General features: G+C 63.0%; 26 protein-coding genes and 1 pseudogene. 9 read left to right on the forward strand and 18 right to left on the reverse strand.

From position 1 onward, the window contains the following. Positions 1-157: 157 nt before the first annotated feature. The 6 genes from lptC to ptsN all read left to right on the forward strand — a co-directional run bounded on the left by lptC (position 158) and on the right by ptsN (position 5403). Positions 158-871 (forward strand): LPS export ABC transporter periplasmic protein LptC, encoded by a 714-nt coding sequence (lptC, locus tag AC1RUK_RS01035; RefSeq protein WP_436173512.1) that lies wholly within the window; start codon positions 158-160, stop codon positions 869-871. Next, the gene (locus AC1RUK_RS01040; protein ID WP_436173511.1) at positions 858-1439 is read left to right on the forward strand and encodes an LptA/OstA family protein; all 582 of its coding nucleotides are present in this window, start codon (positions 858-860) and stop codon (positions 1437-1439) included. The genes lptC and AC1RUK_RS01040 overlap by 14 nt, the downstream gene beginning before the upstream one ends. Beyond that, entirely contained in the window at positions 1439-2257 is an 819-nt protein-coding gene (lptB, locus tag AC1RUK_RS01045; protein ID WP_006200390.1) for an LPS export ABC transporter ATP-binding protein, read from the forward strand. Before AC1RUK_RS01040 ends, lptB begins: the two co-directional genes overlap by 1 nt. Positions 2258-2471: 214 nt before the next feature. After that, a complete protein-coding gene (rpoN, locus tag AC1RUK_RS01050) occupies positions 2472-4001 on the forward strand; it encodes an RNA polymerase factor sigma-54 (RefSeq protein ID WP_481837122.1) in 1530 nt (509 codons plus the stop codon). Positions 4002-4291: 290 nt separating this feature from the next. Then, the gene (gene hpf / locus AC1RUK_RS01055) at positions 4292-4876 is read left to right on the forward strand and encodes a ribosome hibernation-promoting factor, HPF/YfiA family (protein WP_436173509.1); all 585 of its coding nucleotides are present in this window, start codon (positions 4292-4294) and stop codon (positions 4874-4876) included. Positions 4877-4938: 62 nt separating this feature from the next. Then, complete coding sequence (gene ptsN, locus AC1RUK_RS01060; RefSeq protein WP_006200387.1) at positions 4939-5403, forward strand: PTS IIA-like nitrogen regulatory protein PtsN; 465 nt, start codon at positions 4939-4941, stop codon at positions 5401-5403. A gap of 72 nt (positions 5404-5475) precedes the next feature. Here ptsN and AC1RUK_RS01065 read toward each other — a convergent pair whose 3' ends face one another. Together AC1RUK_RS01065 and AC1RUK_RS01070 are read right to left on the reverse strand one after the other, a co-directional pair. Beyond that, positions 5476-5733 (reverse strand): BQ00720 family protein, encoded by a 258-nt coding sequence (locus AC1RUK_RS01065; protein ID WP_120013971.1) that lies wholly within the window; start codon positions 5731-5733, stop codon positions 5476-5478. 64 nt (positions 5734-5797) lie between these two features. Next, positions 5798-6223 (reverse strand): Hsp20 family protein, encoded by a 426-nt coding sequence (locus AC1RUK_RS01070; protein ID WP_481837121.1) that lies wholly within the window; start codon positions 6221-6223, stop codon positions 5798-5800. Positions 6224-6366: 143 nt separating this feature from the next. On the opposite strand from AC1RUK_RS01070, the gene AC1RUK_RS01075 reads away from it, so the two are divergent. Next, positions 6367-7308: a nucleoside hydrolase gene (locus tag AC1RUK_RS01075; RefSeq protein ID WP_481837120.1), complete on the forward strand. Its 942-nt coding sequence runs from the start codon at positions 6367-6369 to the stop codon at positions 7306-7308. A 9-nt stretch (positions 7309-7317) separates the two neighbouring features. Here AC1RUK_RS01075 and AC1RUK_RS01080 read toward each other — a convergent pair whose 3' ends face one another. The 11 genes and pseudogenes from AC1RUK_RS01080 to AC1RUK_RS01130 form a co-directional block, all read right to left on the reverse strand. Continuing rightward, entirely contained in the window at positions 7318-7698 is a 381-nt protein-coding gene (locus tag AC1RUK_RS01080) for a hypothetical protein (RefSeq protein WP_481837119.1), read from the reverse strand. Continuing rightward, positions 7695-8006 (reverse strand): hypothetical protein, encoded by a 312-nt coding sequence (locus AC1RUK_RS01085; protein ID WP_481837118.1) that lies wholly within the window; start codon positions 8004-8006, stop codon positions 7695-7697. The genes AC1RUK_RS01080 and AC1RUK_RS01085 overlap by 4 nt, the downstream gene beginning before the upstream one ends. A 116-nt stretch (positions 8007-8122) precedes the next feature. After that, positions 8123-8737, reverse strand: a complete 615-nt coding sequence (locus AC1RUK_RS01090; RefSeq protein WP_481837117.1) for a LysE family translocator — start codon at positions 8735-8737, stop codon at positions 8123-8125. A gap of 111 nt (positions 8738-8848) precedes the next feature. Continuing rightward, on the reverse strand, positions 8849-10309 hold the full coding sequence (locus AC1RUK_RS01095; RefSeq protein ID WP_481837116.1) for an amidase: 1461 nt from the start codon (positions 10307-10309) through the stop codon (positions 8849-8851). Between the two features lie 18 nt (positions 10310-10327). After that, positions 10328-11236 carry a ribokinase gene (locus tag AC1RUK_RS01100; protein WP_481837115.1) on the reverse strand — a complete coding sequence of 303 codons (909 nt, stop codon included), beginning with the start codon at positions 11234-11236 and terminating at the stop codon, positions 10328-10330. A 78-nt stretch (positions 11237-11314) separates the two neighbouring features. Further along, positions 11315-11797 carry a hypothetical protein gene (locus tag AC1RUK_RS01105; protein WP_481837114.1) on the reverse strand — a complete coding sequence of 161 codons (483 nt, stop codon included), beginning with the start codon at positions 11795-11797 and terminating at the stop codon, positions 11315-11317. Then, positions 11772-12286 (reverse strand): annotated as a pseudogene (locus AC1RUK_RS01110) (hypothetical protein). The gene AC1RUK_RS01105 and the pseudogene AC1RUK_RS01110 overlap by 26 nt, the downstream one beginning before the upstream one ends. After that, complete coding sequence (locus AC1RUK_RS01115; RefSeq protein ID WP_481837113.1) at positions 12253-12645, reverse strand: PDZ domain-containing protein; 393 nt, start codon at positions 12643-12645, stop codon at positions 12253-12255. Before AC1RUK_RS01115 ends, AC1RUK_RS01110 begins: the two are co-directional and overlap by 34 nt. 23 nt (positions 12646-12668) lie before the next feature. Continuing rightward, complete coding sequence (locus tag AC1RUK_RS01120; RefSeq protein WP_481837112.1) at positions 12669-13139, reverse strand: hypothetical protein; 471 nt, start codon at positions 13137-13139, stop codon at positions 12669-12671. Between the two features lie 234 nt (positions 13140-13373). Beyond that, positions 13374-14279 carry a methylated-DNA--[protein]-cysteine S-methyltransferase gene (locus AC1RUK_RS01125; RefSeq protein ID WP_481837111.1) on the reverse strand — a complete coding sequence of 302 codons (906 nt, stop codon included), beginning with the start codon at positions 14277-14279 and terminating at the stop codon, positions 13374-13376. A 178-nt stretch (positions 14280-14457) separates the two neighbouring features. Continuing rightward, a complete protein-coding gene (locus tag AC1RUK_RS01130) occupies positions 14458-14952 on the reverse strand; it encodes a DUF2244 domain-containing protein (protein ID WP_481837110.1) in 495 nt (164 codons plus the stop codon). Between the two features lie 22 nt (positions 14953-14974). Here AC1RUK_RS01130 and nth point away from each other — a divergent pair, with 22 nt between their 5' ends. Continuing rightward, positions 14975-15799, forward strand: coding sequence for an endonuclease III (gene nth, locus AC1RUK_RS01135; RefSeq protein ID WP_481837109.1), 825 nt, complete (start codon positions 14975-14977; stop codon positions 15797-15799). Here the strand turns inward: nth and AC1RUK_RS01140 are convergent. The 4 genes from AC1RUK_RS01140 to AC1RUK_RS01155 form a co-directional block, all read right to left on the reverse strand. Further along, positions 15796-17304 (reverse strand): tripartite tricarboxylate transporter permease, encoded by a 1509-nt coding sequence (locus AC1RUK_RS01140; protein ID WP_481837108.1) that lies wholly within the window; start codon positions 17302-17304, stop codon positions 15796-15798. The genes nth and AC1RUK_RS01140 overlap by 4 nt on opposite strands. Positions 17305-17314: 10 nt before the next feature. Then, the gene (locus AC1RUK_RS01145; RefSeq protein ID WP_436173494.1) at positions 17315-17776 is read right to left on the reverse strand and encodes a tripartite tricarboxylate transporter TctB family protein; all 462 of its coding nucleotides are present in this window, start codon (positions 17774-17776) and stop codon (positions 17315-17317) included. Between the two features lie 97 nt (positions 17777-17873). Further along, entirely contained in the window at positions 17874-18851 is a 978-nt protein-coding gene (locus AC1RUK_RS01150; RefSeq protein WP_481837107.1) for a tripartite tricarboxylate transporter substrate-binding protein, read from the reverse strand. Between the two features lie 170 nt (positions 18852-19021). Continuing rightward, positions 19022-19477 carry a DUF2214 family protein gene (locus AC1RUK_RS01155; RefSeq protein WP_481837106.1) on the reverse strand — a complete coding sequence of 152 codons (456 nt, stop codon included), beginning with the start codon at positions 19475-19477 and terminating at the stop codon, positions 19022-19024. 235 nt (positions 19478-19712) lie between these two features. Here AC1RUK_RS01155 and AC1RUK_RS01160 point away from each other — a divergent pair, with 235 nt between their 5' ends. Continuing rightward, positions 19713-20252 (forward strand): GNAT family N-acetyltransferase, encoded by a 540-nt coding sequence (locus AC1RUK_RS01160; protein WP_481837105.1) that lies wholly within the window; start codon positions 19713-19715, stop codon positions 20250-20252. Between the two features lie 30 nt (positions 20253-20282). Here the strand turns inward: AC1RUK_RS01160 and AC1RUK_RS01165 are convergent, their stop codons facing one another. Continuing rightward, entirely contained in the window at positions 20283-22766 is a 2484-nt protein-coding gene (locus AC1RUK_RS01165) for an EAL domain-containing protein (RefSeq protein WP_481837104.1), read from the reverse strand. Between the last annotated feature and the right edge of the window lie 263 nt (positions 22767-23029).

Below are 23029 nucleotides of genomic sequence, written 5' to 3' on the forward strand. Positions count from 1 at the left end.
TGCTATGAAGTGCTGAAATTATGTCGCCTTCATTTCCGTTTGTAAGACAGCGGCCGTCATATTTTTGCGGTTTTCCTCGGCTTGTGCTTGCTTGCGGGGACCGGCATCCCACCTATAGGCGGTGTTTTGGCGGGCAAGGGTTTATTAGAAAATAGTCATGCTAGCGCGATCGAACGAACAGACCAATGCCGAGACGGCTTTGGCGCCTGCGGCGCCAGCCGGCACGCGCGGTGACGCCTTCGACCTCGCGCAGCGGCATTCGCGCCGGGTGCGTGTGCTGAAATTCGCGGTGCCGCTGCTTGCGGCCATCATCGCCGTTGCCTTTCCGGTCTACTCCTATCTCGCCGCGCCCGTGTCCATCTCGGTGCAGGCCGACGGCAGTGCCTTCTCCGACGGCAAGCTGGTGATGGCCAACCCCAAGCTCAACGGCTTCACCAAGCAGAAGCTGCCCTATTCGCTGACGGCGCTGCGCGCCATCCAGGACGTCGGCAAGCAAGGCATCATCGATCTGGAAGGCATCAATGCCAAATTGCCGCTGGCGCCCGATAATGTAGCGACGGTCAACGCAACGCGCGGCATCTACGATCGTGACGGCAACACGATGAACCTGACCAGCGACGTCACCGTGACGACAACGGATGGCATCGAGGCCAAGCTCAAATCGATCTTCCTCGACATGGGCAAAGGCACTATGAAGACGAATGATCCGGTCGATGTCAGCCGTGGCGGCTCGCGGATCACGGCGGACACGATGTCGATCCAGGACAATGGCAAGGTCCTGGTCTTCGAAAACAGAGTGCGCGTCAACATCGACGCCGCCAGCCTGAAGGCGGCAGAGGCAAAGAGCGGAGAATCGAATGCGTCGCAGTAGTTCGGCACGGCTTGTGGGCGCGGCATCGGCGCTGCTGCTGCTCGGCCTGGTGCCTTCGTTCGCACAGTCCGGCGCGACCAGCCAGTCCGGCCTCAAACTGTCGGGCGACCAGCCGATCCAGATCGAGAGCGACAAGCTGGAAGTCCGCCAGGCGGACAGCGTCGCCGTGTTCAGCGGCAACGTCACCGTCACGCAAGGGCCGACCATGCTCAAGGCCGGCAAGATGACGGTCTACTATGTCAAGGATCCCAATGCCGCAAAGGGCGCGGCCGCAGGAGCCTCGGCGATGACGGGCTCGGCCAACATCGACCACCTGGTGGTTGAGAACAAAGTCTATATGAAATCGGACGACCAGATCGCCACCGGCGACAACGGCACTTTCGACATGAAGACGCAGGTGCTCGTTCTGTCCGGCAAGGAAGTGGTGCTGTCGCAAGGCCCCAATGTGCTCAAGGGCTGCAAGCTCACCGTGCAGATGAAGACCGGCCTTGCCAATGTCGACGGCTGCGGCGGGCGCGTCATCATGTCGATGACGCCGCCGCCGAAGCAGGGAGCGCCGAAGAACTAATGGCCGGTGTAGCGTCGCTGCTGGCCCGCCTTCCGGGGCGGGCCGCCGGCAAGTTGGGGACACCGGCCACGGCCAACGTCGATTCCGCGAAGTTCAAGGGCACCTTGATCGCCAAGGGCCTGACCAAGAGCTACAAGGGCCGCAAGGTCGTCAGCGGCGTGACCATCGGCGTGCGCGCCGGCGAGGCGGTCGGGCTGCTTGGCCCTAACGGCGCCGGCAAGACGACCTGTTTCTACATGGTCACCGGCTTGGTGCCGGTGGATGAAGGCACGATCGAGATCGATGGCTTCGACGTCACCTCGATGCCGATGTACCGTCGTGCGCGGCTCGGCATCGGCTACCTGCCCCAGGAAGCGTCGATCTTCCGTGGCCTGAGCGTCGAACAGAACATCCGCGCCGTGCTCGAAGTGGTCGAGAAGAGCCGCAAGGAGCGCGAGCGCAGCCTCGACGAGCTGCTCGAGGAGTTCCACATCAGCCATCTGCGCAAGGCGCCGTCGCTGTCGCTTTCCGGTGGTGAAAGGCGTCGCCTCGAAATCGCCCGCGCCCTGGCGACGCGCCCGGCCTACATGCTGCTCGACGAGCCCTTCGCCGGCATCGACCCGATTGCCGTCGCCGACATCCAGCAGCTTGTCCGTCACCTGACGGCGCGCGGCATCGGCGTGCTGATCACCGACCACAATGTGCGCGAGACGCTCGGCCTCATCGACCGCGCCTACATCATCCATGCCGGCCAGGTGCTGACGCATGGCCGCGCCGACGAGGTGGTCGCCAATGCGGATGTGCGGCGTCTCTATCTCGGCGAGGGTTTTACGCTCTGAGCGTAAAATACGTTTCCCCGCAGTGAATTTGGGGCAATTCTCGGTTGTTTTTTGCTATTTTTCGCCCGGATAACGCTCCGGTAAGTGACTCTTGCTAGCGTTTCGCTTGACAAGCAAAAGCCGGGCCAGTCTCTATGCCCGGTCGGAAAAATTGCTCCGCTGTTCCGATGCGTAGACTTCCCAGTGGGTAGAGAAGGGCGTTTGAAACCGAACCATGGCTCTGGCGGCAAAGCTACAGCTACGACAGTCCCAGTCGCTGGTGATGACGCCGCAGCTGATGCAGTCGATTCGGCTGCTGCAGCTCACCCATGTCGAGCTGGAACGCTTCATCGACGACGAGATCGAACGCAATCCGCTGCTTGAGCGCGCCGAGCCGCAGGACGATGCGGCCAGCGACCAGGCGCAGAAGAACGACGCCGCGCCCGAGCCCGCCGCCGATGGGGACTGGTTCGAAGCCGAGACGCAATGGAGCGCCGAGGCGATCTCGGAAAAACTCGACTCTTCGCTGGAGAACCTCTTTCCCGACGATCCCGGCACCAGCGAACGGCTCGGACCCGACCTCACGGCGCAGTGGAAATCGGCCTCCGGCAACGGTGCCGGTGCATCTTCGTCCGAAGGCTTCGACGTCGGCGACATGGCGGCCACGGCAATCACGCTGCGCGAGCATGTCGGCGAGCAGATCGCCCTTGCCTTAGCCGATCCGGCGGCGCGGCTGATCGCCAGCGAGCTTGCCGACGGCCTCGACGAGGCCGGCTATCTGCGCGCCGATACGGCCGAAATCGCCGCCCGTCTCGGCGCAAACGCGGCGGCGGTGGCCAAGGTGCTTGGCGTTTGCCAGACATTCGAGCCTGCCGGGCTGTTTGCCCGTGACCTCGCGGAATGCCTGTCGCTGCAGCTTGCCGTGCGCGACCGGCTCGATCCAGCGATGAAGGCGCTGGTCGCCAATCTGGAGCTTTTGGCGCGGCGCGATTTCCAGACGCTGAAACGCATCTGCGGTGTCGACGAGGAGGATCTTCTCGACATGCTGGCCGAAATCCGGGCGCTCGACCCGCGCCCCGGAACGGTTTTTTTGGGCGGCGCCAGTGACGCAATCGTTGCCGATGTCGAGGTGCGGGCGGCCAATGACGGCAGCTGGACGGTGGAACTCAACGCCGAAACGCTGCCACGCGTGCTGGTCGACCATATCTATTTCGCGCGGGTTTCCGGCCACGCGAAAAACCAGACGGAAAAGGATTTCCTGGCCGAGTGCCTGCAGAATGCCAACTGGCTGACGCGCAGCCTTGATCAGCGGGCGAAGACCATCCTCAAGGTGGCGTCGGAAATCGTGCGCCAGCAAGACGCCTTCCTGGTCCATGGCGTGCGCCAGCTGAAGCCGCTCAATTTGCGCACGGTGGCGGACGCCATCGGCATGCACGAATCGACCGTCAGCCGGGTCACGGCGAACAAATACATGCTAACGCCGCGCGGCGTGTTCGAGTTGCGCTACTTCTTCACCGCCTCGATCGCTTCGGCGGGCGGCGGCGATGCCCATTCCTCGGAAGCGGTGCGTGACCGCATCAAGCAGTTGATCGACGAGGAAAAGCCCGTCGACGTGCTTTCCGACGACGCCATCGTCGATATGCTGAGGGAAAGCGGTGTCGACATCGCCCGGCGCACCGTCGCCAAGTACCGGGAAGGCATGAACATTCCCTCGTCGGTGCAGCGGCGACGCGAAAAACGGGCCATGGCCAGCGTCGGGCGTTGATACAGTCCAAAACGGGCCCTGCGAGACGGCCGGATTTCCACAGTTTTCGTGCTTCATTGACAAGCCGCAATGAAGTGGCTAGAAGCCCGCCCGCATGAGACGGGCTCGAAGCCCGCATGCGAATGGTCCGTCACGGCGAAGGCCACGGGACGGCCAAGAAGGCGGCTTGTGATCAATCGGAAAGTCCGGATTTAAAAACAGCGGGAGTGCCGCCGCAAAGCTTGTGCGCACGGACCACGAGTATAAACTCGGGGCAGTTTGAAGCCTGAGCAGGGAAGGTCAGTTTTCAGATGAAACTGCGCATATCGGGAAAACACATGGATATCGGCGATGCGTTTCGTACGCGCATCAACGACCGTGTCGGCGAGGCGATCGGAAAATATTTCGACCGCGGTTTTTCAGGGCATGTCACGGTCATCAAATCAGGGTCGCGCTATTCCGCCGACTGCATGATCCGGCTTGATTCCGGCGCTTCGCTGCAGGCGACCGGCGACGCCCAGGATCCGACACTGGCCTTCGAGGCCGCGGCAGATCGCCTGGAGACGCGGCTTCGGCGCTACAAGCGCCGGCTGAAGTCGCACAATTCCGGCAATGGAAACGGCGAACCCACCGACGTCGCTTATGCGGTGATGGCGCCGCTTGCCGACGACGACGAGGAGATACCGGAGAATTTCGCGCCGGCCATCGTCGCCGAATCGACCATGACGCTGCGCACCATGTCGGTGGCGTCGGCCGTCATCGAGCTCGACACCAAGGACAGCCCGGTTTTCGTCTTCCGCAATGCAGGGAACGATCATCTCAACATCGTCTATCGCCGGCCGGATGGAAACATCGGCTGGATCGATCCGTCCACGACCAAAGTCGCACAGGGATAAGAAGCCAGCCGCGCGAGGGGGCGAGGACTGGCGGGCGGCGGGCGAACAAGGGAATTTCAAGCATGGATCTGAGCGATCTGATCAACGTTCCGGCGATCATGCCGGCGTTGAAGGCGAACTCAAAGAAGCAGCTGCTGCAATTGCTGTCCGAAAGGGCGGCGGCGATTTCCGGCATTCCGGAGCGGGAGGTGTTCGACACCATCCTGCAGCGCGAGCGGCTGGGTTCCACCGGTGTCGGCAACGGCATCGCCATTCCGCACGGCAAGCTGGCCGGGGTGAAGCGCATTGCGGGCGTCTTTGCCCGGCTGGAGACGCCGGTCGATTTCGAGGCGCTGGACGACCAGCCGGTCGATCTGGTGTTCCTGCTCTTGGCGCCGGAAGGTGCGGGCGCCGACCACCTCAAGGCCTTGTCGCGCATCGCGCGGGTGCTGCGCGATGCCGACACGGTGGCCAAGATCAGGGGCACGCGCGACGCGGTCGCGATCCACGCGCTTTTGTCGGACACACAGGCTTCGCACGCGGCCTGAAGTTTCTTTGGGATAAATCTTCCAAGGGCCGCCGCGGGCGGCCCTTTCCGTTCAGGAGATGACCCAGTCGCTTTAGTGAATAGCGACGGTGGTCAGGTCGTTCTCCAGCGCGCCCGCCAGAGCCCGGTCGCGGGCGTCCGAAAGCAGGATCGGCTGGCCGTTGGCGGCAAACAGCGCCCACAGCTCCATGCCGGGCGCGATTTCGCCGAGGCCGGGGAAGCGCCCGCGCAGATCGTCGCTCGACACTTTCCTCAGATAGGCGACCGTACCTTCGCCGAGATGGGCGAATTCGCCGCTGGTCATGGTGAGATTTTCGTCAGTTCTGGTCATTTCAAGCCTCCTTGGCGCGAGGACGCCGCTCAAGGCCGCCTCGCATGAGAGCCATCGGTGAGGATCAGTCTTTCACCGATATGTTTATTTTCCGTACCAGCCGCTCGGCCTCCGGTCGGTCGAGATCGATCGACAGCAGGCCGTTCTTCAGCTCCGCCGCGATCACCCGCATGCCGTCGGCCAGCACGAAACAACGCTGGAACTGGCGCGCGGCGATGCCGCGGTGGAGGAATTCGCGCTCGGTGTCGTCGTTCTGACGGCCGCGCACGATCAACTGGTTCTCTTCCGTGGTGACATCGAGGTCGCTTTCGGCGAAACCGGCGACTGCAAGCGTGATGCGCAGCCTTTCGGCCATGCCGTCAGCACCGCCGAGGCGCTCGATGTTGTACGGGGGGTAGCTGTCGCCGGACTTCGCCAGGCGTTCGAGCGTCTTTTCCATGGCGTCGAAGCCCAGGAGAAGCGGACTCGAAAAGGGCGTCATTCGGCTCATGTTACAGTGTCCTCTCAAGAGCGACATAAACCGGAAAAACCCAGATGGCATTTTTCCCGATGGTCTTGATATGGTCTGCCCCACGGCCAAGTTCAAGCCATCAAAAACCCCGCCCAAAAAGACTCCCCAGACAAGGAATTGAAATGCCCCAATCCCGCAAGATCATCATCGACACGGATCCCGGCCAGGATGATGCCGTCGCCATATTGCTGGCGCTAGGCAGCGCCGAACTGGACATCGTCGGCATATCAGCTGTTGCCGGCAACGTGCCGTTGAACCTTACCGAAAAGAACGCTCGCAAGATCTGCGAGCTGGCTGGACGGCCCGATATCAAGGTCTATGCCGGCGCCATCCGGCCGCTGGCACGCGAATTGGTCACCGCCGAGGAAGTGCATGGCAAGACCGGCCTCAACGGGCCGCAGCTGCCGGACCCGACGATGAAGCTGCAGGACCAGTATGCGGTCGATTTCATCGTCGAGACGCTGATGAACGAGCCGAGCGGCACGATCACGCTCTGCGCGCTCGGGCCGCTTACCAACGTCGCGCTGGCGCTGATTCGCGAGCCGAAGATCGCGCCGCGCATCAAGGAAATCGTGCTGATGGGCGGCGGCTTCTTCGAGGGCGGCAACGTCACCCCGACCGCCGAATTCAACATCTATGTCGACCCGCATGCCGCCGATGTCGTGTTCAAAGCCGGCATTCCGATCGTCATGATGCCGCTCGACGTCACCCACAAGGCGCTGACCACCGCCACGCGCACCCAGGCCTTTCGCAAGCTCGGCACCAGGGTCGGCACGGCAACGGCGGAGATGCTGGAGTTTTTCGAGCGCTTCGACGAGGAGAAATACGGCACCGATGGCGGGCCGCTGCACGACCCCTGCGTCATCGCCTATCTGCTGGAGCCGGAGTTGTTCAAGGGCCGCAACTGCAATGTGACGGTCGAAACGGCGTCCGAGCTGACCATGGGCATGACCGTAATCGACTGGTGGGGCGTGACCAAGCGGCCGCAGAACGCCATGGTGATGCGCGACATCGACCACGATGCGTTCTTCGCGCTGCTGCTGGAGAGGCTGGGGCGGCTTTAGGGCCGCCTATCACCCGTTGAGCAATCGGTAGGTTTCGACGCCATTCTTGTGGTGCTGTCGTTCGACTGAGACTTGCGAGCCGACGGCCAGCGGGTGGTCAGCGCTCCCGCGGACAAAGACCAGAGCGCTGTCCGAATCCAGGCGGATTCCGTAAAGATAATGGTTTCCGCCACCGTTTGTGCCATATCTGTTCGGAGTTGCGCCAACGAAGTTGACCACTGTGCCTGTGTCCCGCTCGAGGCTAGTGATCGGGCTACTCTGTCGCGCCACCAGGGCAGCTATCCCCAGGCCGCAGGCACCGACGATGAAACTTGTCTGGACAATGCCCTTGAGGTCTTCTGGTGAGACCATCAAGGAAAGGGCCAGCCGCACTTTTGACAGTCGGCTCATTCCGGAAACCGGTAGAAGATGAAACCGTTGTCACGGGTAACGCGATCGAGGATGACATGTGAGCCGATCAAGTACGGGCGATCGTCCTGAACAAGGACTAGCGAATTGTCATCGAGGAACAGACCGTATGTCTTTGCTCTGTACCAGTAGACGCTCTTGATCGTTGCGCCGATGACATCGATAGATCGGATCGGGCTTGCGTCATTAGCCCACTTGTTCAGAGCCGAGGGAACCATCACGGCGAACAAAGCGGCGACCAGGATCACGCCAAGCGCGTTCCTTTTCAAATCAGCATAAGTCCACGACATAGACATGAATCCCGCAGCCCGGATTCATGTGGTGCGCAGAATTCCGACTTTCAACGAGCTGTCATCAGCTTCGAGGTGAAGCTGCTTTGTGTGTCGTCGGTTCGCGATTTCTGGCGTTACTTCGCCTTGGAAAACGCCAGCCACAAGCCGCCGCCGACTAGGAAGCTGCCGCTGATTCGCGACAGCAGCTTGACCCGGCTGGCCGACAGCAGGCGACCGGCGCGGGCGGAGGCGAGCGCGTAGGTCGAATCCGACACGGCGGCGAAGATCATGGCGGTCAGGCCCATGACCGTGATCTGCAGCGCGTAGTTGCCTTCGGGGGAAATAAATTGCGGGAAGAAGGCGCCGAAGAACACCAGCGTCTTCGGGTTGCTGAGCGCCACGAGCAGGCCCTGCAGGAAGAAGCCGCCGCGCGGCTTCCTCGCCGATCCGTCGGCATTCAGCGTGCCCTTGGAACGAAACATCTGCACGCCCATCCAGATCAGATAGGCGGCGCCGATCAGCCTCACCCATTCGAACCAGTGGCCCATGCCTGCGATCAGCGAGGTCAGGCCGATGCCGACGATGGCGATCATGATGGCGAGGCCGGCCTGGGTGCCAGCGACATTGGCAAGGCCTGCGCGCGAACCGTGGCGGATGCTGTTGGCGATGATCAGCGTCACCGTCGGTCCGGGCACCAGGACGATGACGATACAGGCAAGCAGGTAGGCGGCGTAAAGCTCCAGCGACATAGGGGGTCCCTCGACAGAATGCCGCTATGCGACGCGGCCATGTCAAATCAATGCATGGGATCGCCGCCGGCGCAAGCCGGTGGAATTGTCACCGATAGAACCAGGCTGGCTTCAAGAGGCGCCGGCCTGCCACGGCAGCGTTGCCTCATAGGCCGCTCCCGCCTTGAGCACGGCAAGGTCGCCGCGCGGCCGTCCGATCAGCTGCATGCCCATCGGCCGGTCCTTGCCGTCGAAGCCGACCGGTACGTTGAGCGCCGGACAGCCGCCCAGCGTGGCGAAGGCAGAGACCTGCATCCAGCGGTGGTAGCTGTCCATGTCGCGCCCGGCCACCTGGCTTGGCCAATGGGTGGAGACCGCGAACGGAAAGACCTGCGCGGTCGGCAGCGCGACGAGGTCGAAGCGCTCGAACAGCGACAGCAGTGTCTTGTGCCAGGACGAGCGCCGCACCGTGGCGGCATGGACTTGCGGCGCTGTCAGGCGGAGCGCCCGCTCGACTTCCCAAACCGCTTCAGGCTTCAGAAGCCGGCGCTTGGCCGTGTCGTCGTAATGCGCCTTCAGCGCGCAGCCGCTGCTGGCCTGGCGTAACGTGACAAAAGCCTGCCACAGCGCTTCGAAGTCGACATCCGGTACCAACGCTTCGCTTTGGAACGACGCACTGGCGAGCCTGACGAGAGCTGCCTCGCAAAGATCGAGAATGCCCGGCTCGACCGGCAGATGGCCGCCGAGATCGCCAAGCCAGGCGATGCGGCCGCCGGCCGCCGGTGTTTGCAATCCCGCCAGGAGAGAGCCCTGCTTGTGATGCGAGAGCGGGGCGCGCGGATGGTAGCCGGCCTGCTCGTCGAGCAGCAGCGCGATGTCGCGCAAATTGCGGCCCATCGGGCCCTCGACGCCCATCTGCGCATGAAAAACGTCGATGTCCGGACCGGCAGGGACAAGTCCCTGCGATGGGCGGAAGCCGTAGACATTGTTGTAGGCCGCCGGATTGCGCAGCGAGCCGCCGAAGTCGCTGCCGTCGGCCACGGGGAGCATGTCGAGCGCAAGGGCGACAGCCGCGCCACCGCTCGACCCGCCAGCAGTCAAGGCCGGGTCGAAGGCATTGAGCGTCGGGCCAAACACGCTGTTGTAGGTGTTGGAGCCCAGTCCGAATTCGGGAACATTGGTCTTGCCGATGATGATGGCGCCGGCCTTGCGCACGCGTTCGACGAAGAAATCATCCTCCCCGGGGACGAAATCGGCGAAGATCGGCGAGCCGAACGTGGTTCTGAGGCCCTTGGTCAACGCAAGGTCCTTAATCGCGATCGGCAGGCCGAACAGGGACCCGGCTTCGCCACCGCGTGACAGATGGGCATCGGCGCTGTCGGCTTCGGCCAGGATGTCGGCAGGGTCACGCAGCGAAACGATGGCATTGACCCGCGGGTTCACCGCCTCGATGCGGTCGAGGAAGGCCGAGACCACCTCGCGCACCGAAAGCTGCCGGCGCCTGATACGGTCAGCCAGCTCTACGGCGGACAGGCGGCAGATATCGCCGGCCGGCGGCACGGCGTGTTTTGTCGTGGGTCGCATGGCTGTCATTTTCCTCAAGCTGGCGGTCTAGCCGGCAGCTTTTTGCAAAGCGGCGTCGACATCTTTTGCCAGCGGGATCGCCGGCTGGGCGCCGGGCTTCAGGCAAGCAAGCGAGCCGGCAGCGGCGGCGCGGACGAGCGCCTGTTCGAGCGGCAGGCCGGATGTCAGGCCGGCGCCGAAATAACCGCAAAAGGTGTCGCCGGCGCCGACTGTGTCGACCGGGGTGATCTTCAGCGCCGGCACTGTCAGGAAATCGTCCGGCGTCGCGGCCAGCACTCCGTCGCCGCCGAGCGTGACGACGATGGTGCGGCCGGTCTTGCCGGCATAGTCGCGCATCCGCGCCGGGCGGTCGCGGCCGGCGAGCGAGAGCGCCTCGCCATAGAGGTCGAATTCGGTTTCGTTGGCGACGGCATAGTCGGCCTTGGCGAGAAGGCTGGAGGCCTCTGCGCGGAACGGCGCGGTGTTGAGCACGCTGATCGCGCCGGCCGCCCGGGTCGCGTCGAGCGCGGCCTCGACGGTCTGCAACGGGATCTCGTGCTGGAGCAGCACGACATCGTTCTTTTTCAGCAGGGCTTTGGCAATGTCGGCCGGCAGCACCGAATCGTTGGCGCCCGGCACGACGGCGATGACGTTCTCGCCGTCCGCGGCGACCAGGATCAGCGCCGTGCCGGTCGAGGCGAAGCTCTCGCCGACGCCGGACAGGTCGACTTTCCCGTCCCTGAGCAAGGCGGCTGCCTCGGCGGCGAAACTATCCTTGCCGACAGCGCCAACCATGCGCACCTTGGCTCCGGCGCGCGCGGCGGCCAATGCCTGGTTGGCGCCCTTGCCGCCGGGCGCCGTAGTGAAACCGGAGCCGCGCACCGTCTCGCCGGGTGCTGGCAAGCGGTCGACATTGGCGATGAGGTCGAGGTTGATCGAGCCGACAACGATAATCAAGAAATGCCTCCTGCTGAATGCGCGGGAGGCTAACCTGTAAGAATGCCGGTTGCCAGTCCATCCGGGTGCCGCGTCTCGTCATTCGCAGCGCACCGTGACCATGCCCTGATAGTTGCCTGCCGGAAAGATGCCGGGTGATTTGGTGGCGGTGAGGTCGACCTGGATGGTGTGGGTGCCATTGGTGACGCGCTGTGGCGAGCTGCCTGGGATGTCGGTGCCCGAGCCATCGAGGCGGAAAACGGTGGCAAAGGTGGTGTTGGTGTCGCCGCCGCTCGGCGCGGAGCTGAAGGCGATCGGCGGCGGCGCCGATACGGAAAAGCAATCCAGCAGGTTGAGTATGGAGCAGAGCAGGGAGCTTGCGGTGATGGTGGCGCCGGCGCTCGACCCGCCCGCCTGCTTGGAGCCGAAGATGTTGATGGCGGGGTTCGGCGTCATCGTTCCCGAGGCGCCGATCATAATCGTGCAGGTGCCGATGATGGCCGACTGTGCCGGCAGGCAGAATCCGGCGAGCGCGGCGAAGGCAAGCAGCGCGCTGCTATTTCTTCTTCTTTTTCTTGCCACTGCCGTCTCTGATGCTCCAGCCTTCATTGGCCCATGCTGGTGATGTGGCCGGGGGTGCGGCGGCGGTCACGCTTGCCGTCTGGCCGTCGGCGCCGAGGCCCATCTTCAGCAGCTTCAGTTCAAGCTGCAGGCGCTCGACCTCGAGCTCGTAGAGGCGGCTGCCAATCGACGCGCTTCGGCGTCCGCCCGATCGGGATCACCACGCGGCCGTAAGTGGCGAGGTCACTGTTCGACTGGCTGTTGCTGTTGCCTCTGATGACGCCGACGTCGAGATAGGCGCCGCTGCCGGAAACGGCGGAGCGGCAGGTCGTGCCGTCGGACGCATGGACCTCGTCCTGGCCCTGGGGGCAAGGTGACGCCGGGCAGAGTGAAGCCCGTCTGGTTCTGGTTCAGGTTCAGGATATCCTCGGCCAACCCCTGACTTACGATCGCCCAAGCGGGCAGCAAGGAAAGGGTCAGAACCTGCGATGCCCGAAGAACTTTCCGCATATCTGTGCCCTTATTTGCGTCTGCTCGCTTGGAAAGGGGATACTCTCGGTACAGATACGCACTTTACGCTCGGTCGCGCCGTCGAACGGCACGACCACCAGAACCGGTCTTGATGCCTGGCCAGCCAGCAGGAAGGTGCTCGGCGTGATCCTGGCATCGACGGGTTGGAAATTCTGGTCATAGACATGGATTTCGACGCGTATGCGCTGGTTATACGGGTTGCCCGGGAAGACGCGCACGGCGAAGGCGTCGGTAAAGGACCTGACCTCGCCGCGCATCGGCGTCATCGACTGGGTCGTTGCGTCGGTAGGAACAAGGGCGACAGCCAGCGCCGCCGCAAGAATTCGACCTTGAGTCAAAGCTCCCTCCTTTCGCGAGGGTGTCATTCGCAGCGAAGCGTGACCGTTGCCTGATAGTTGCCGGCGGAGAAGCGGTTGCTGCCGCCTTTGGTGCCGCCGAGATTGACCGCGACGGTCGAAGTACCGGGCGCCGCCAGCGCGGTCGTGGTGCCGGTTTCCGCAATGGTGTGGGCGCCGGTGGAGGCGAAGGTCGGTGTCCAGGTGGTGGCCGTGACGTCCGCCGCCGGCACGCTGGTGGAGGTGACCGGATCGACGCTGAGCGAAACACCGCCGGTGGTGTCGACCTGGACGCTGCCGGCCGAACCGCCGGCATTGTGGGAGCTCAGCGACTGGAGATTGGTGCTGACCGTCATCGTGCCGTTGGAATTCACCGTCAGCGTGCAGGTCGCAGTTATGGTGCCGTTGAACAGGACGTTTCCGGTAGCGGCCGATGCGGTCTGGTCGATACAGGCGACCAGAACAGCTGCACCAATGGCAGCGCGGAAGAACTTCATCGAGACCTCCTAATCAAGCCGGACAGACCGACCTAACACAAAGGTGTCCTCGCTTTATCGTGGTTAATTTAGGGTAAAATTAAATAGTAATGCCCTGGTATAACAAAGAAAACCGGCGAAACCACAGGTTGTCTTCGGTTGTACCGTTCCTAGTCGGCGGAGAATAATTATAGGAATACTTGTCGATACTGCTATATGCGCTTTTGTGCAACAAAAACAGCAAAAATCGACGCTTCAGGACGCGACCTGCCCCGCCTCCCAGCCGAGGATGGCGCGCTTGCGCGTCAGGCCCCAGTGATAGCCGGTCAGCGCTCCGGATTTGCCAAGCGCGCGATGGCAGGGCACGACGAAGGACATCGGGTTGGCGCCGACCGCCGCACCCACTGCCCGGCTGGCGTTCGGTGCGCCGATCCTTTCGGCGATCGAGGAGTAGGTGCAGGCCTTGCCCATCGGGATGCGCAACAGGGCTTCCCAGACGCGCAGCTGGAAGTCGGTGCCGATCATCACCACGCGCAGTGGCTGGTCGGGGCGCCACAGCGTCGGATCGAAGATGCGCGCCGCATAGGGCGCGGTGGCGCTCATGTCCTCGACATAATTGGCATTCGGCCAGCGGCCGGACATGTCGGCGAAGGCTGCCCGCTCGCCGCCCGGATCGTTGAAGGCAAGCCCTGCGAGCCCGCGATCGGTGACCATGATCAAAGCGATACCGAAGGGCGAGATATGGTAACCGTAGCGGATGGTGAGGCCAGCGCCGCGCGTCTTGTAGTCGCCCGGTGACATTGCTTCGTGGGTGACGAAGAGATCGTGCAGCCGGCCAGGGCCGGACATGCCAAGCTCGAACGAGGTTTCCAGAAGCGGCATGCCGGAATCGAGCAGCTTGCGCGCGTGGTCGAGGGTGACCGCCTGCAGGAAGGCCTTGGGCGACAGGCCGGCCCAGCGGGTGAACAGTTTTTGCAGGCCGGTCGGGGTCTCACCGACGTCCTCGGCCAGAACCTCGAGCGACGGCTGATCGCGATAGTCGAGGCTGATCTTCTCGATGGCGCGGCGGACCACCTCATAGTCGCTGCCTTCGGGCGTGATGTCGTTCTGCAGGATCGCGGTCGGCTTCATCCGGGTATTCATGGTCATCTGGGCGTTCATGGCAATATCTCCTTGCCGCGAATATCGTTCTTCCTGCCCTTTGCCACCACCCGAAACTTGCCTTCTTGCCGCGCTTACCCAGATAGAATTGGCTTCGAACTGAAGAGACCATCTTGGCTGGTGCAAAGGCTGCGCAAGATCGGCAGGCTGTTGCGATATCGTTTCTGACGGAGCGAATTCAACGCGTCTTTGCGGTCGCCAATGCCCGTGAAAAAGCCGTCGCGAAACTCTCGCGGTCGTCGGGATTGAGGAAGGTGCCGATCGAGACGGTTTGTCCCTGCGCCTCCACCGCCATCCTGGTGATGCCGATCTCGGTATGGCGTGCGATCGAGAAACGAGACCAGGACGGATTGAAGCGATGCGCTTCCGATTTGCCTGACGGCGCCGTCTTGCGGATGTCGAGGCTGGTTCGGGAGACCGACACCTCTTCGCGGGCGCGGGCGGCGCGGTAGTTGGCGCGGAAGGCGATGTAGACGCCGATCACGTCGAGGCCGAAGAAGCCGAACACCGGCCATGCGCCGCGCGACAGGAAGAACGCCCCGGTCACCAGCCAGCCGAACAGCAGTGCGCCCATCAGCACGAAAAAGCCGGTGCGGCCGAGCGAGCGGTGCGGTGTCAGGAGGGCGTGGAAGAAGGGCTCGTCGGCCTGGAAAGAGGCGTTTGTGTCGCTCATGCCAGGATATTATAGGAAGGGTATGGCGAGCCCCAAGTCCAAAAAATCTTCGATGCCCAAAAATTCCCCGATGCCCAAAAAAAAGGAATTGCCGCCCGGCCGGCGCGACGGCTCGAACGCCAAGCCGCGACCGCGGCCGGCGCGGTCCCGTTCGCTCTACAGCGCGGCCGAAGTGCACGAGATCTTTCGGCGCTTTTCCGTGCAGCGGCCAGAGCCGAAGGGCGAGCTCGAGCATGTCAACGCCTTCACGCTGCTGGTGGCGGTCGTGCTTTCGGCTCAAGCCACCGATGCCGGCGTCAACAAGGCGACCCGGGCGCTGTTCAAGTTCGCCGACACGCCGCAAAAGATGCTGGCGCTGGGCGAGGCAAAGGTCGGCGATTACATCCGCACGATCGGGCTCTGGCGCAACAAGGCCAGGAATGTGATTGCGCTGTCGCAGACGCTGATCGCCGACCATGGCGGCGAGGTGCCCGACGACCGCGAGCAACTGGTCAAGCTGCCGGGGGTCGGGCGCAAGACCGCCAATGTCGTGCTCAACATGGCCTTCGGCCAGCACACGATGGCGGTGGACACGCATATACTGCGCATCGGCAACCGGCTCGGCCTGGCGCCCGGAAAAACGCCGGAACAGGTCGAGCAGGGGCTGCTGAAGATCATACCGGACGAATACATGCGCCACGCGCATCACTGGCTGATCCTGCATGGCCGCTATGTCTGCAAGGCGCGCAAGCCGGACTGTCCGGCCTGCGTCATTGCCGACATCTGCAAGGCGGCGGAGAAGACGACCGACGTGCCGGCGCCTTTGGTGCCGATCGGGCCACTCGGCGCAGCGGACGAAGTGGCTTAGTTCTCCTCCACAAACACCTCTTCGCGCTTCTTCTTGACCGCGGGCAGGAAGACGATGACGAGCACGGCGAGCGCAATGAAAAGCAGGCCGGCGCTGATCGGTCTCGTCACGAATGTGCTCGGGTCGCCGCGCGAGAGAATCATGGCGCGGCGCAGGTTTTCCTCGAGCAGCGGGCCGAGCACGAAGCCGAGTAGCAGTGGCGCAGGTTCGCAGCGCAGTTTGGTCAGGAGGTAGCCGAGGACGCCGAAGAAGGCGACCGCGTAGAGGTCGTAGACGTTGGTGTTGACGCTGTAAACGCCGATCGAGCAGAACGCCATGATGATCGGGAAGAGCACGTAATAGGGGATCGTGAGGAGCTTCACCCAAAGCCCGATCAGCGGCAGGTTCAGGACGATCAGCATCAGATTGCCGATCCACATCGAGGCGATGATGCCCCAAAACAGCGCCGGCTGTTCGGTCGCGACATTGGGGCCGGGTACGATGCCCTGGATGATCATCGCGCCGATCATCAGCGCCATTACCGGGTTGGCCGGAATGCCGAGCGTCAGCATGGGGATGAAGGAGGTCTGGGCGCCGGCATTGTTGGCCGATTCCGGTCCGGCGACGCCTTCGATGGCGCCCTTGCCGAATTCCCCCGGATTTTTCGATACGCGCTTTTCGACCGTGTAGGAGGCAAAGGCTGCAAGGATCGCGCCGCCTCCCGGCAGGATGCCGAGCGCCGAACCGATGATCGTTCCGCGCACGATGGGCGCCGCCATGCGCCGAAAATCCTCGCGGGTCGGCATGAGGCCGGAGACCTCGCGGATCAACACGGAGCGCTCATGCTCGTTCTCGAGGTTGCGCAGGATCTCGGCGACGCCGAAGACGCCGACCGCCACCGCGACGAAATTGAGCCCGTCCGCATATTCGGGGATGTTGAGCGTGAAGCGCGGCGTGCCGGTGTAGATGTCGGTGCCGACAATGCCGAGCAGCAGGCCGAGCACGACCATCGCCAGCGCCTTGACGATCGAGCCATGGGCGAGCGCGACGGACGAGACGAGGCCGACGATCATCAGCGAAAAATACTCGGCCGCGCCGAATTCCAACGCTATCGCCGTCAGCGGCGGGGCAAAGATGGCGACGAGGAAGGTCGACACCGTGCCGGCAAAGAACGAGCCTATCGCTGCGATCGCGAGTGCCGCCCCGGCGCGGCCATTTTTGGCCATCTGATAGCCGTCGATTGCGGTGACTGCCGAAGAGGACTCGCCGGGCATATTGATGAGAATGGCGGTGGTGGAGCCGCCATATTGCGCGCCGTAGTAGATGCCGGCGAGCATGATGAGGGAGGACACCGGATCGCCGATCTGGAAGGTGATCGGCAAGAGCATGGCGATGGTTGCGGTGGCTCCGATGCCGGGCAGGACGCCGATCAGCGTGCCGAGAAGGACGCCGATCAGGCAGAAACCGAGATTTGTCAGCGATGTGGCCGTCGAAAAGCCGAGCGCCAGATTGGCGAGGAGTTCCATGGTCGTCTCCTCACAATGGCAGCCACGGACCAAAGCGCCGGAACGGTAGGCCAAGTGCGTAGCTGAAGACCAGGAACGCAAACAGCGTCAGGCCGGCCGACAGCACGAGCGCGGTCAGCGGCTTCATCCGCCCGCTGGCAAATGATGCGATCAGCGCCGTCAGGAAGATCGACGGGATGAAGCCGAGGCCGCGCACCGTCAGGCCGAAAAAGATCGGAGCGGGCAGGATGAACAGCATGCCACGCCACGCTATGTGGCCGATCGGCTCGCTCTCGAAGCGCACCGCCTGGACGAGGATGACAACGCCAAGCAGGATCAGCACGACCGCCAGGACCAGCGGGAAATAACCCGGCCCCATGCGGAAGGCGGTGCCGATTTCGAGGCCGAGCGACTGAGCTGCGAAAAATGCGCCGAAACCGATGAACAACGCGGCGCATAGGCCGTTGGTCCTGTCGATTGCGAAAGGTTTCATGACGTTCCTCCCAGGCCCGCGTCTGGAGCGCGACACGATGCAATGCGAAAACGGAGCCGAAGCGAAACGGGGCGCTGGTAGCGCCCCGTTCGAAACATCAGTCGGCGTACTGGCCGGCGGCTTCGATGATCGGCTTCCAGCGCCCGATCTCGCCTTCCAGCTTTGCCTTCAGCGCCGCCGGCGTCGCGTCGGCCTCGGGTGACGGCTTGGTGCCGAGTTCTGCGAAGCGAGCGGCGACGTTCTGGTCCTTCAGCGCGACCTGCAGCGATTTCGACAGCCGTTCGATGATCTCGGCCGGCGTGCCCTTGGGGGCATAGATGCCGTGCCAGATGCCGACCTGCACCTCGGGAAGGCCGCCTTCCGTCGTCGTGGGGACGTCCGGCAGCACATCGAGGCGTTCCGGCGAGGTCACGGCGTAGGCCTTGATCGTGCCGCCCTTGATCTGCTTCGTGGTATTGGTCGTCTGGTCGCACATGATGTCGACCTGGCCACCGAGAAGGTCGGTCATCGCCGGGCCAGTGCCCTTGTATGGCACGGTGACCAGCGGCGTCTTGATGCCGCTCATGAACAGCATGCCGCACAGATGCGAGGCCGCACCTATGCCGGCATTGGCGACGGTGATGCTGTCCTTGTTGGCCTTGGCGTACTCGACCAGCCCCTTCAAGTCGGTCGGCTCGAGGTCCTTGCGGCCAACGATGGTCATCGGCACCTCGGTGACGAGGCCGACATATTCGAAGGCGTTCAGCGTGTCGTATGCGAGCTTCCTGTACAGCGTCGCGCTGGTCGCCATGCCGATATGATGGAGGAGCAGCGTATAGCCGTCCGGCTCCGCCTTCGCGACGCGACCGGCGCCCAGCGTGCCGCCGGCGCCGCCGACATTCTCGACGATGACCTGCTGGCCGAGATCCCTCGACATGGCTTCCGCGACGAGACGCGTGACCGTGTCGGTCGGGCCACCGGCCGCAAACGGCACCACGACAGTGATGGTGCGCTCGGGATAGGTCTGGGCGCCTGCGGCGAACGGATAAAGGGTGACAGCAGCGGCGGCAGCCAGAGCGGCGACAAATCTTCTCATCGTGGTTCCTCCCAGAAATTCTAATCTCCAACCACTGCGCGGAGTTCCTCTCAACACCGGCTGCGGATAGAGCAATAACTAGTGCAAGCTAGCAGATTGCAATCGGACTCGAACGGTAAACAGCGATTATCCGCAACTGTCCGCACCCAATGGGTGAAGGGATACGCAATCTAGTAGCCGTAGCCGCGTGCCATCGCTGCCGCGAAGATCGGGATCAGCAGGAAGATGAACGCCTCGGCGCGCACATAGCTGCGCACGGATGCAAGTTCCGCCGCCGGCACCTGGAAGCCGGGGCTGGCGGCGGCCTGCCTGTTCCAGGAGATGAAGCGGATGGTCGGGATGATCGACAGCAGGCCGACAATGGCGAAGGCCGCCATCTTCGCCCAGAACATCCAGTTGTAGACATAGAATTCCCAGCCTTTCAGGCCATAGAAGACCCGGCCGATGCCGACGACGATGATCAGCGTGGCGATGATACCGTAATGACGATCGATGCCGGCGAGCCGCTTGAGCGTCGCGGCGGGCAAGTCGCTGCGGATCAGCACAAACTCGGCGCCGATGATGCCGGCCAGCGAAAACACCAGCAGATGATGGACGATGGCCAGCACGAGGTCGGTGGTATCCATGCTTTCTCCCTTCGATCGGACGCCGCGGCAAGGAGCGCCTGAATCGGCACCGGCCGAAGAGTAGCATCGTCGATCAAAATTCCCAGATACGCCGGTGGTGGATATCTGGCCGTCGGCGCTATTGACGCCATCTGCTGACAGTCCGGTCGTCCTGGAAGATGATCCATGCTGTCGTGGCCCTTGCCCCACGCAAGCCATTTGCTAGGCGCGGGACAACTCAACCGAGGCAAATTCCATGGCCAGTCCAAAACCAGCCGGCGTACCTGTCATCGAAACGGCGCGCACCATTCTCAGGGCGCATCGGCTGGATGATTTCGACGCTTACGTCGCCATGTGGGCCGATCCAGGCGTCACCCGTTTCATCGGCGGCAAGCCGCGCACGCGCGAGGAAAGCTGGTTGCGCTTCCTGCGCCATGCCGGCCTGTGGTCGCTTCTGGGCTATGGCTTCTGGGCGATCGAGGACAAAGCCACCGGCCGCTTCATCGGCGAGGCCGGCTTCCACGACCTGAAGCGCGACATCGAGCCGTCGATCGAGGGCGTGCCGGAGGCCGGCTGGGCGCTGACGCCGCGGGCGCACGGCCAGGGCCTGGCCAGCGAAGTCGTGAGACGGATCCTGGCTTGGGGCGACGAGACATTCCAGGGTGCAAGAACGGTCTGCATCATCGATCCGGAAAACACCGCTTCGCTGAATGTCGCGGCAAAGTGCGGCTACCAGGAAGTGCTCAGGACCACCTATCACGATGGTGCGACGATCCTCCTGCAGCGGCAGCCTTAGAGCAATTCCAGGAAAGTGCGCAGCGGCCCGTCATCCGGCCTTGCGCAACTTGCGCGCAAGGTCGCTCCACGGGTCGTCGTCGGTGCCCGGTGCCGTGCCAGGTTTCAGCAGGGGCGTCGAAGCGTCGAAAGGTTGCGGCCGGGCAATCGCATAGCCCTGGGCGTAATCGACGCCGATCGCCTTCAGCGCCTCGACGATGCTGTCGTTTTCGACGAACTCGGCAATGGTGCGCTTGCCCATCACCTTGCCGATATGATGGATCATCTCGACCATAGCGCGGTCGATCCGATCCTCCAGCATGTCCTTGACGAAGCTGCCGTCGATTTTCAGATAATCGACGGGCAAGTGCTTGAGATAGGCGAAGGACGACATGCCGGAGCCAAAGTCGTCGAGGGCGAAGCGGCAACCCAGTTTGCGCAAGTCGGCAATGAAACGCATGGCGTTGGTGAGGTCGGCAATCGCGCTGGTCTCCGTGATCTCCAGGCAGATCATGCCGGGCGGAATGCCATGGACATCGAATTGTTCACGCAGGAAGCCGAGGAACGTGTCGTCGCCGAAACTTGCTCCCGATAGATTGATCGCGCAGGTGGCGATGGGAGCGGCCTGAGGGTTGGCAAGGCGGACAGCCAGGACGCTGAAAGTGTTGCGCACGACCCAACGGTCGATCGACGGCATCAGGCCGTAGCGCTCGGCTGCCGGAATGAAGCTGGCCGGCGAAACGATGAGGCCATCCTCGTCGGACAGCCGCAGCAATATTTCGACATGGGCACCGGCCTCGGCCGCGGCGGCGTTGAGCGGCCAGATCTCCTGGACGTGAAGCTTGAAGCGGTTTTCTTCCAGCGCCGCGTGCAGGCGCTGGACCCAGGCCATTTCGCTGAAACGTTCGCGCAAGGCCGTGTCGCTGTCGCTGTGCAGCTGCACGCGGTTGCGGCCTTTCTCCTTGGCGATATAGCAGGCGACATCGGCTGCCTGCAGGGTATCCTTGAGGGTGATTTCGGCATCGGTGATCTCGACCATGCCGATGCTGACGCTCATGTTGAAAGGCCTGCCGCTCCAAGCAAAATGCAGGTCCTGAACGGTCGCGCGCAGGCGTTCGGCGATCTCGGACGCGAGATCCGGACTGCAATCGAAGAGCAGGACGCCAAATTCGTCGCCGCCCAGGCGAGCCAGTATGTCGTCGGGCCGCAGCTCTTTGCCGAGCAGCATGGAAACCTGCCGCAACAACTGATCGCCCGCCGCATGACCACAGGTGTCGTTGACGAGCTTGAACTGGTCGAGGTCCAGATACATCAACGCATGCTGGCGCGGCCGGTAATGCAAGTCCGCGATCGTTTTTTGCAGGCTGCTTTCGAATGTGCGGCGGTTGGTGAGTCCAGTCAGCCCGTCATGCGATGCCTGCCATGACAGGCGCTCGATGTAATCCTGTTCGCGCGTCATGTCGTGGAAGGCCAGCACCGCGCCGACGACCTGGCCGGAAACCAGCAGCGGCGCGCCTGTCAGCGCGACAGGAACGACGGAGCCATCGGCGCGTCGCAACAATTGCGGCCGTTCATTGGAGTGCAGTGGCTCGCCTGCCAGCAGGCGTTCCATCAGTCGGTGCTCCTCGATGCCGCTGTCCCTGTCGACCAGCTTGAACAGCGACGCTACCGGCTGGCCTCTTGCCTCGCTGAACGGGCGTTCCAGCAGACGCTCCGCGACTGCGTTCATGTAATCCAGCCGTCCATCACCTCCCGTGCTGATGACAGCCTGGCCAATAGAGGCCAGCGTGATCTGAGCGCGCTCGCGTTCGGCGTTGAGGGCGATCTCGAAAGCCTGACGTTGCGCCAGGAGTTTGCGGGTGCGCCACACGGCAAGCAGGATGAGCAAGGCGGCGGTGGCAAGGTTTGCCAGTGTCAATGCCATCTTGATGAAGCGGGATCCCTCGCCAAGGCTGTCGGAGAAGGACTTTGACAGCGGTCCGATCTGATGGTTGAGGCGGTGAATCTCCGCCTTCCAGACGGCGATCTGCGCCGCCGTCGGCGGACCTTCTTCATACTTCTGGTGTATCGCGGTGCCGAGGCGGTCGAGCACGAGGATCATGCCGTCGGCGGCGGTCCAGTGCTGGATGGCGATGTCGAGGTAGCTCACATCACGAAAGTTCTGGAACAGCCAGATCATGCCCGGCACGTCGTCGGGGTGATTTCTGCCTTGCAGGAAGCCGGCGCGCGCCGCGCCGATGTCGGGTTCGGGCTGCTCGAGGGCAAGCCGCGCCGAATGATCGGCGAGCGGGACCGCTATGGCTCCGCGGTATTCATCGAAGAAGTCTTGCCTGCCGGTGTCGGCATAGAGGCTGAGAAAATAGATGGCCTGCTTCTGTCCCTTCGACCAGTGGCTCTCGCCGCCGACATAGGCGCGAACCGCCGACAGGGTGTAGAGGCTGCCGCTGGCCAGCAGGGCCTGGACGAGAACCACGAGGACGAACGGCCAGACCAGCCCGAGCAGACGGGGGCTGGTATCTGCCGGTGACAGCCTCATCAAGCTTCCATGGGAATAGCCATGGCCCCCGTGAATTTGCCCTGCCGGCTGTTCAGGATGCCGGCCAAGTGTCGCGTACTCCCCCACGCCGCGCTGCAGTCCGCGACTGCAGTTCGACTAGCATACTGGCCTTAACAGCCGATAAACTCTTCGAATATTTTGCCTTGAGTGCCGCGTACTGCCGCAGAAACAGATTACGTAGCGTTATGCATACGATTTTCCGACAAGTTTCATTGCATTCGATTGGTTCCGTATCCTCTTTC

The organism is Mesorhizobium monacense (genome assembly GCF_056781675.1).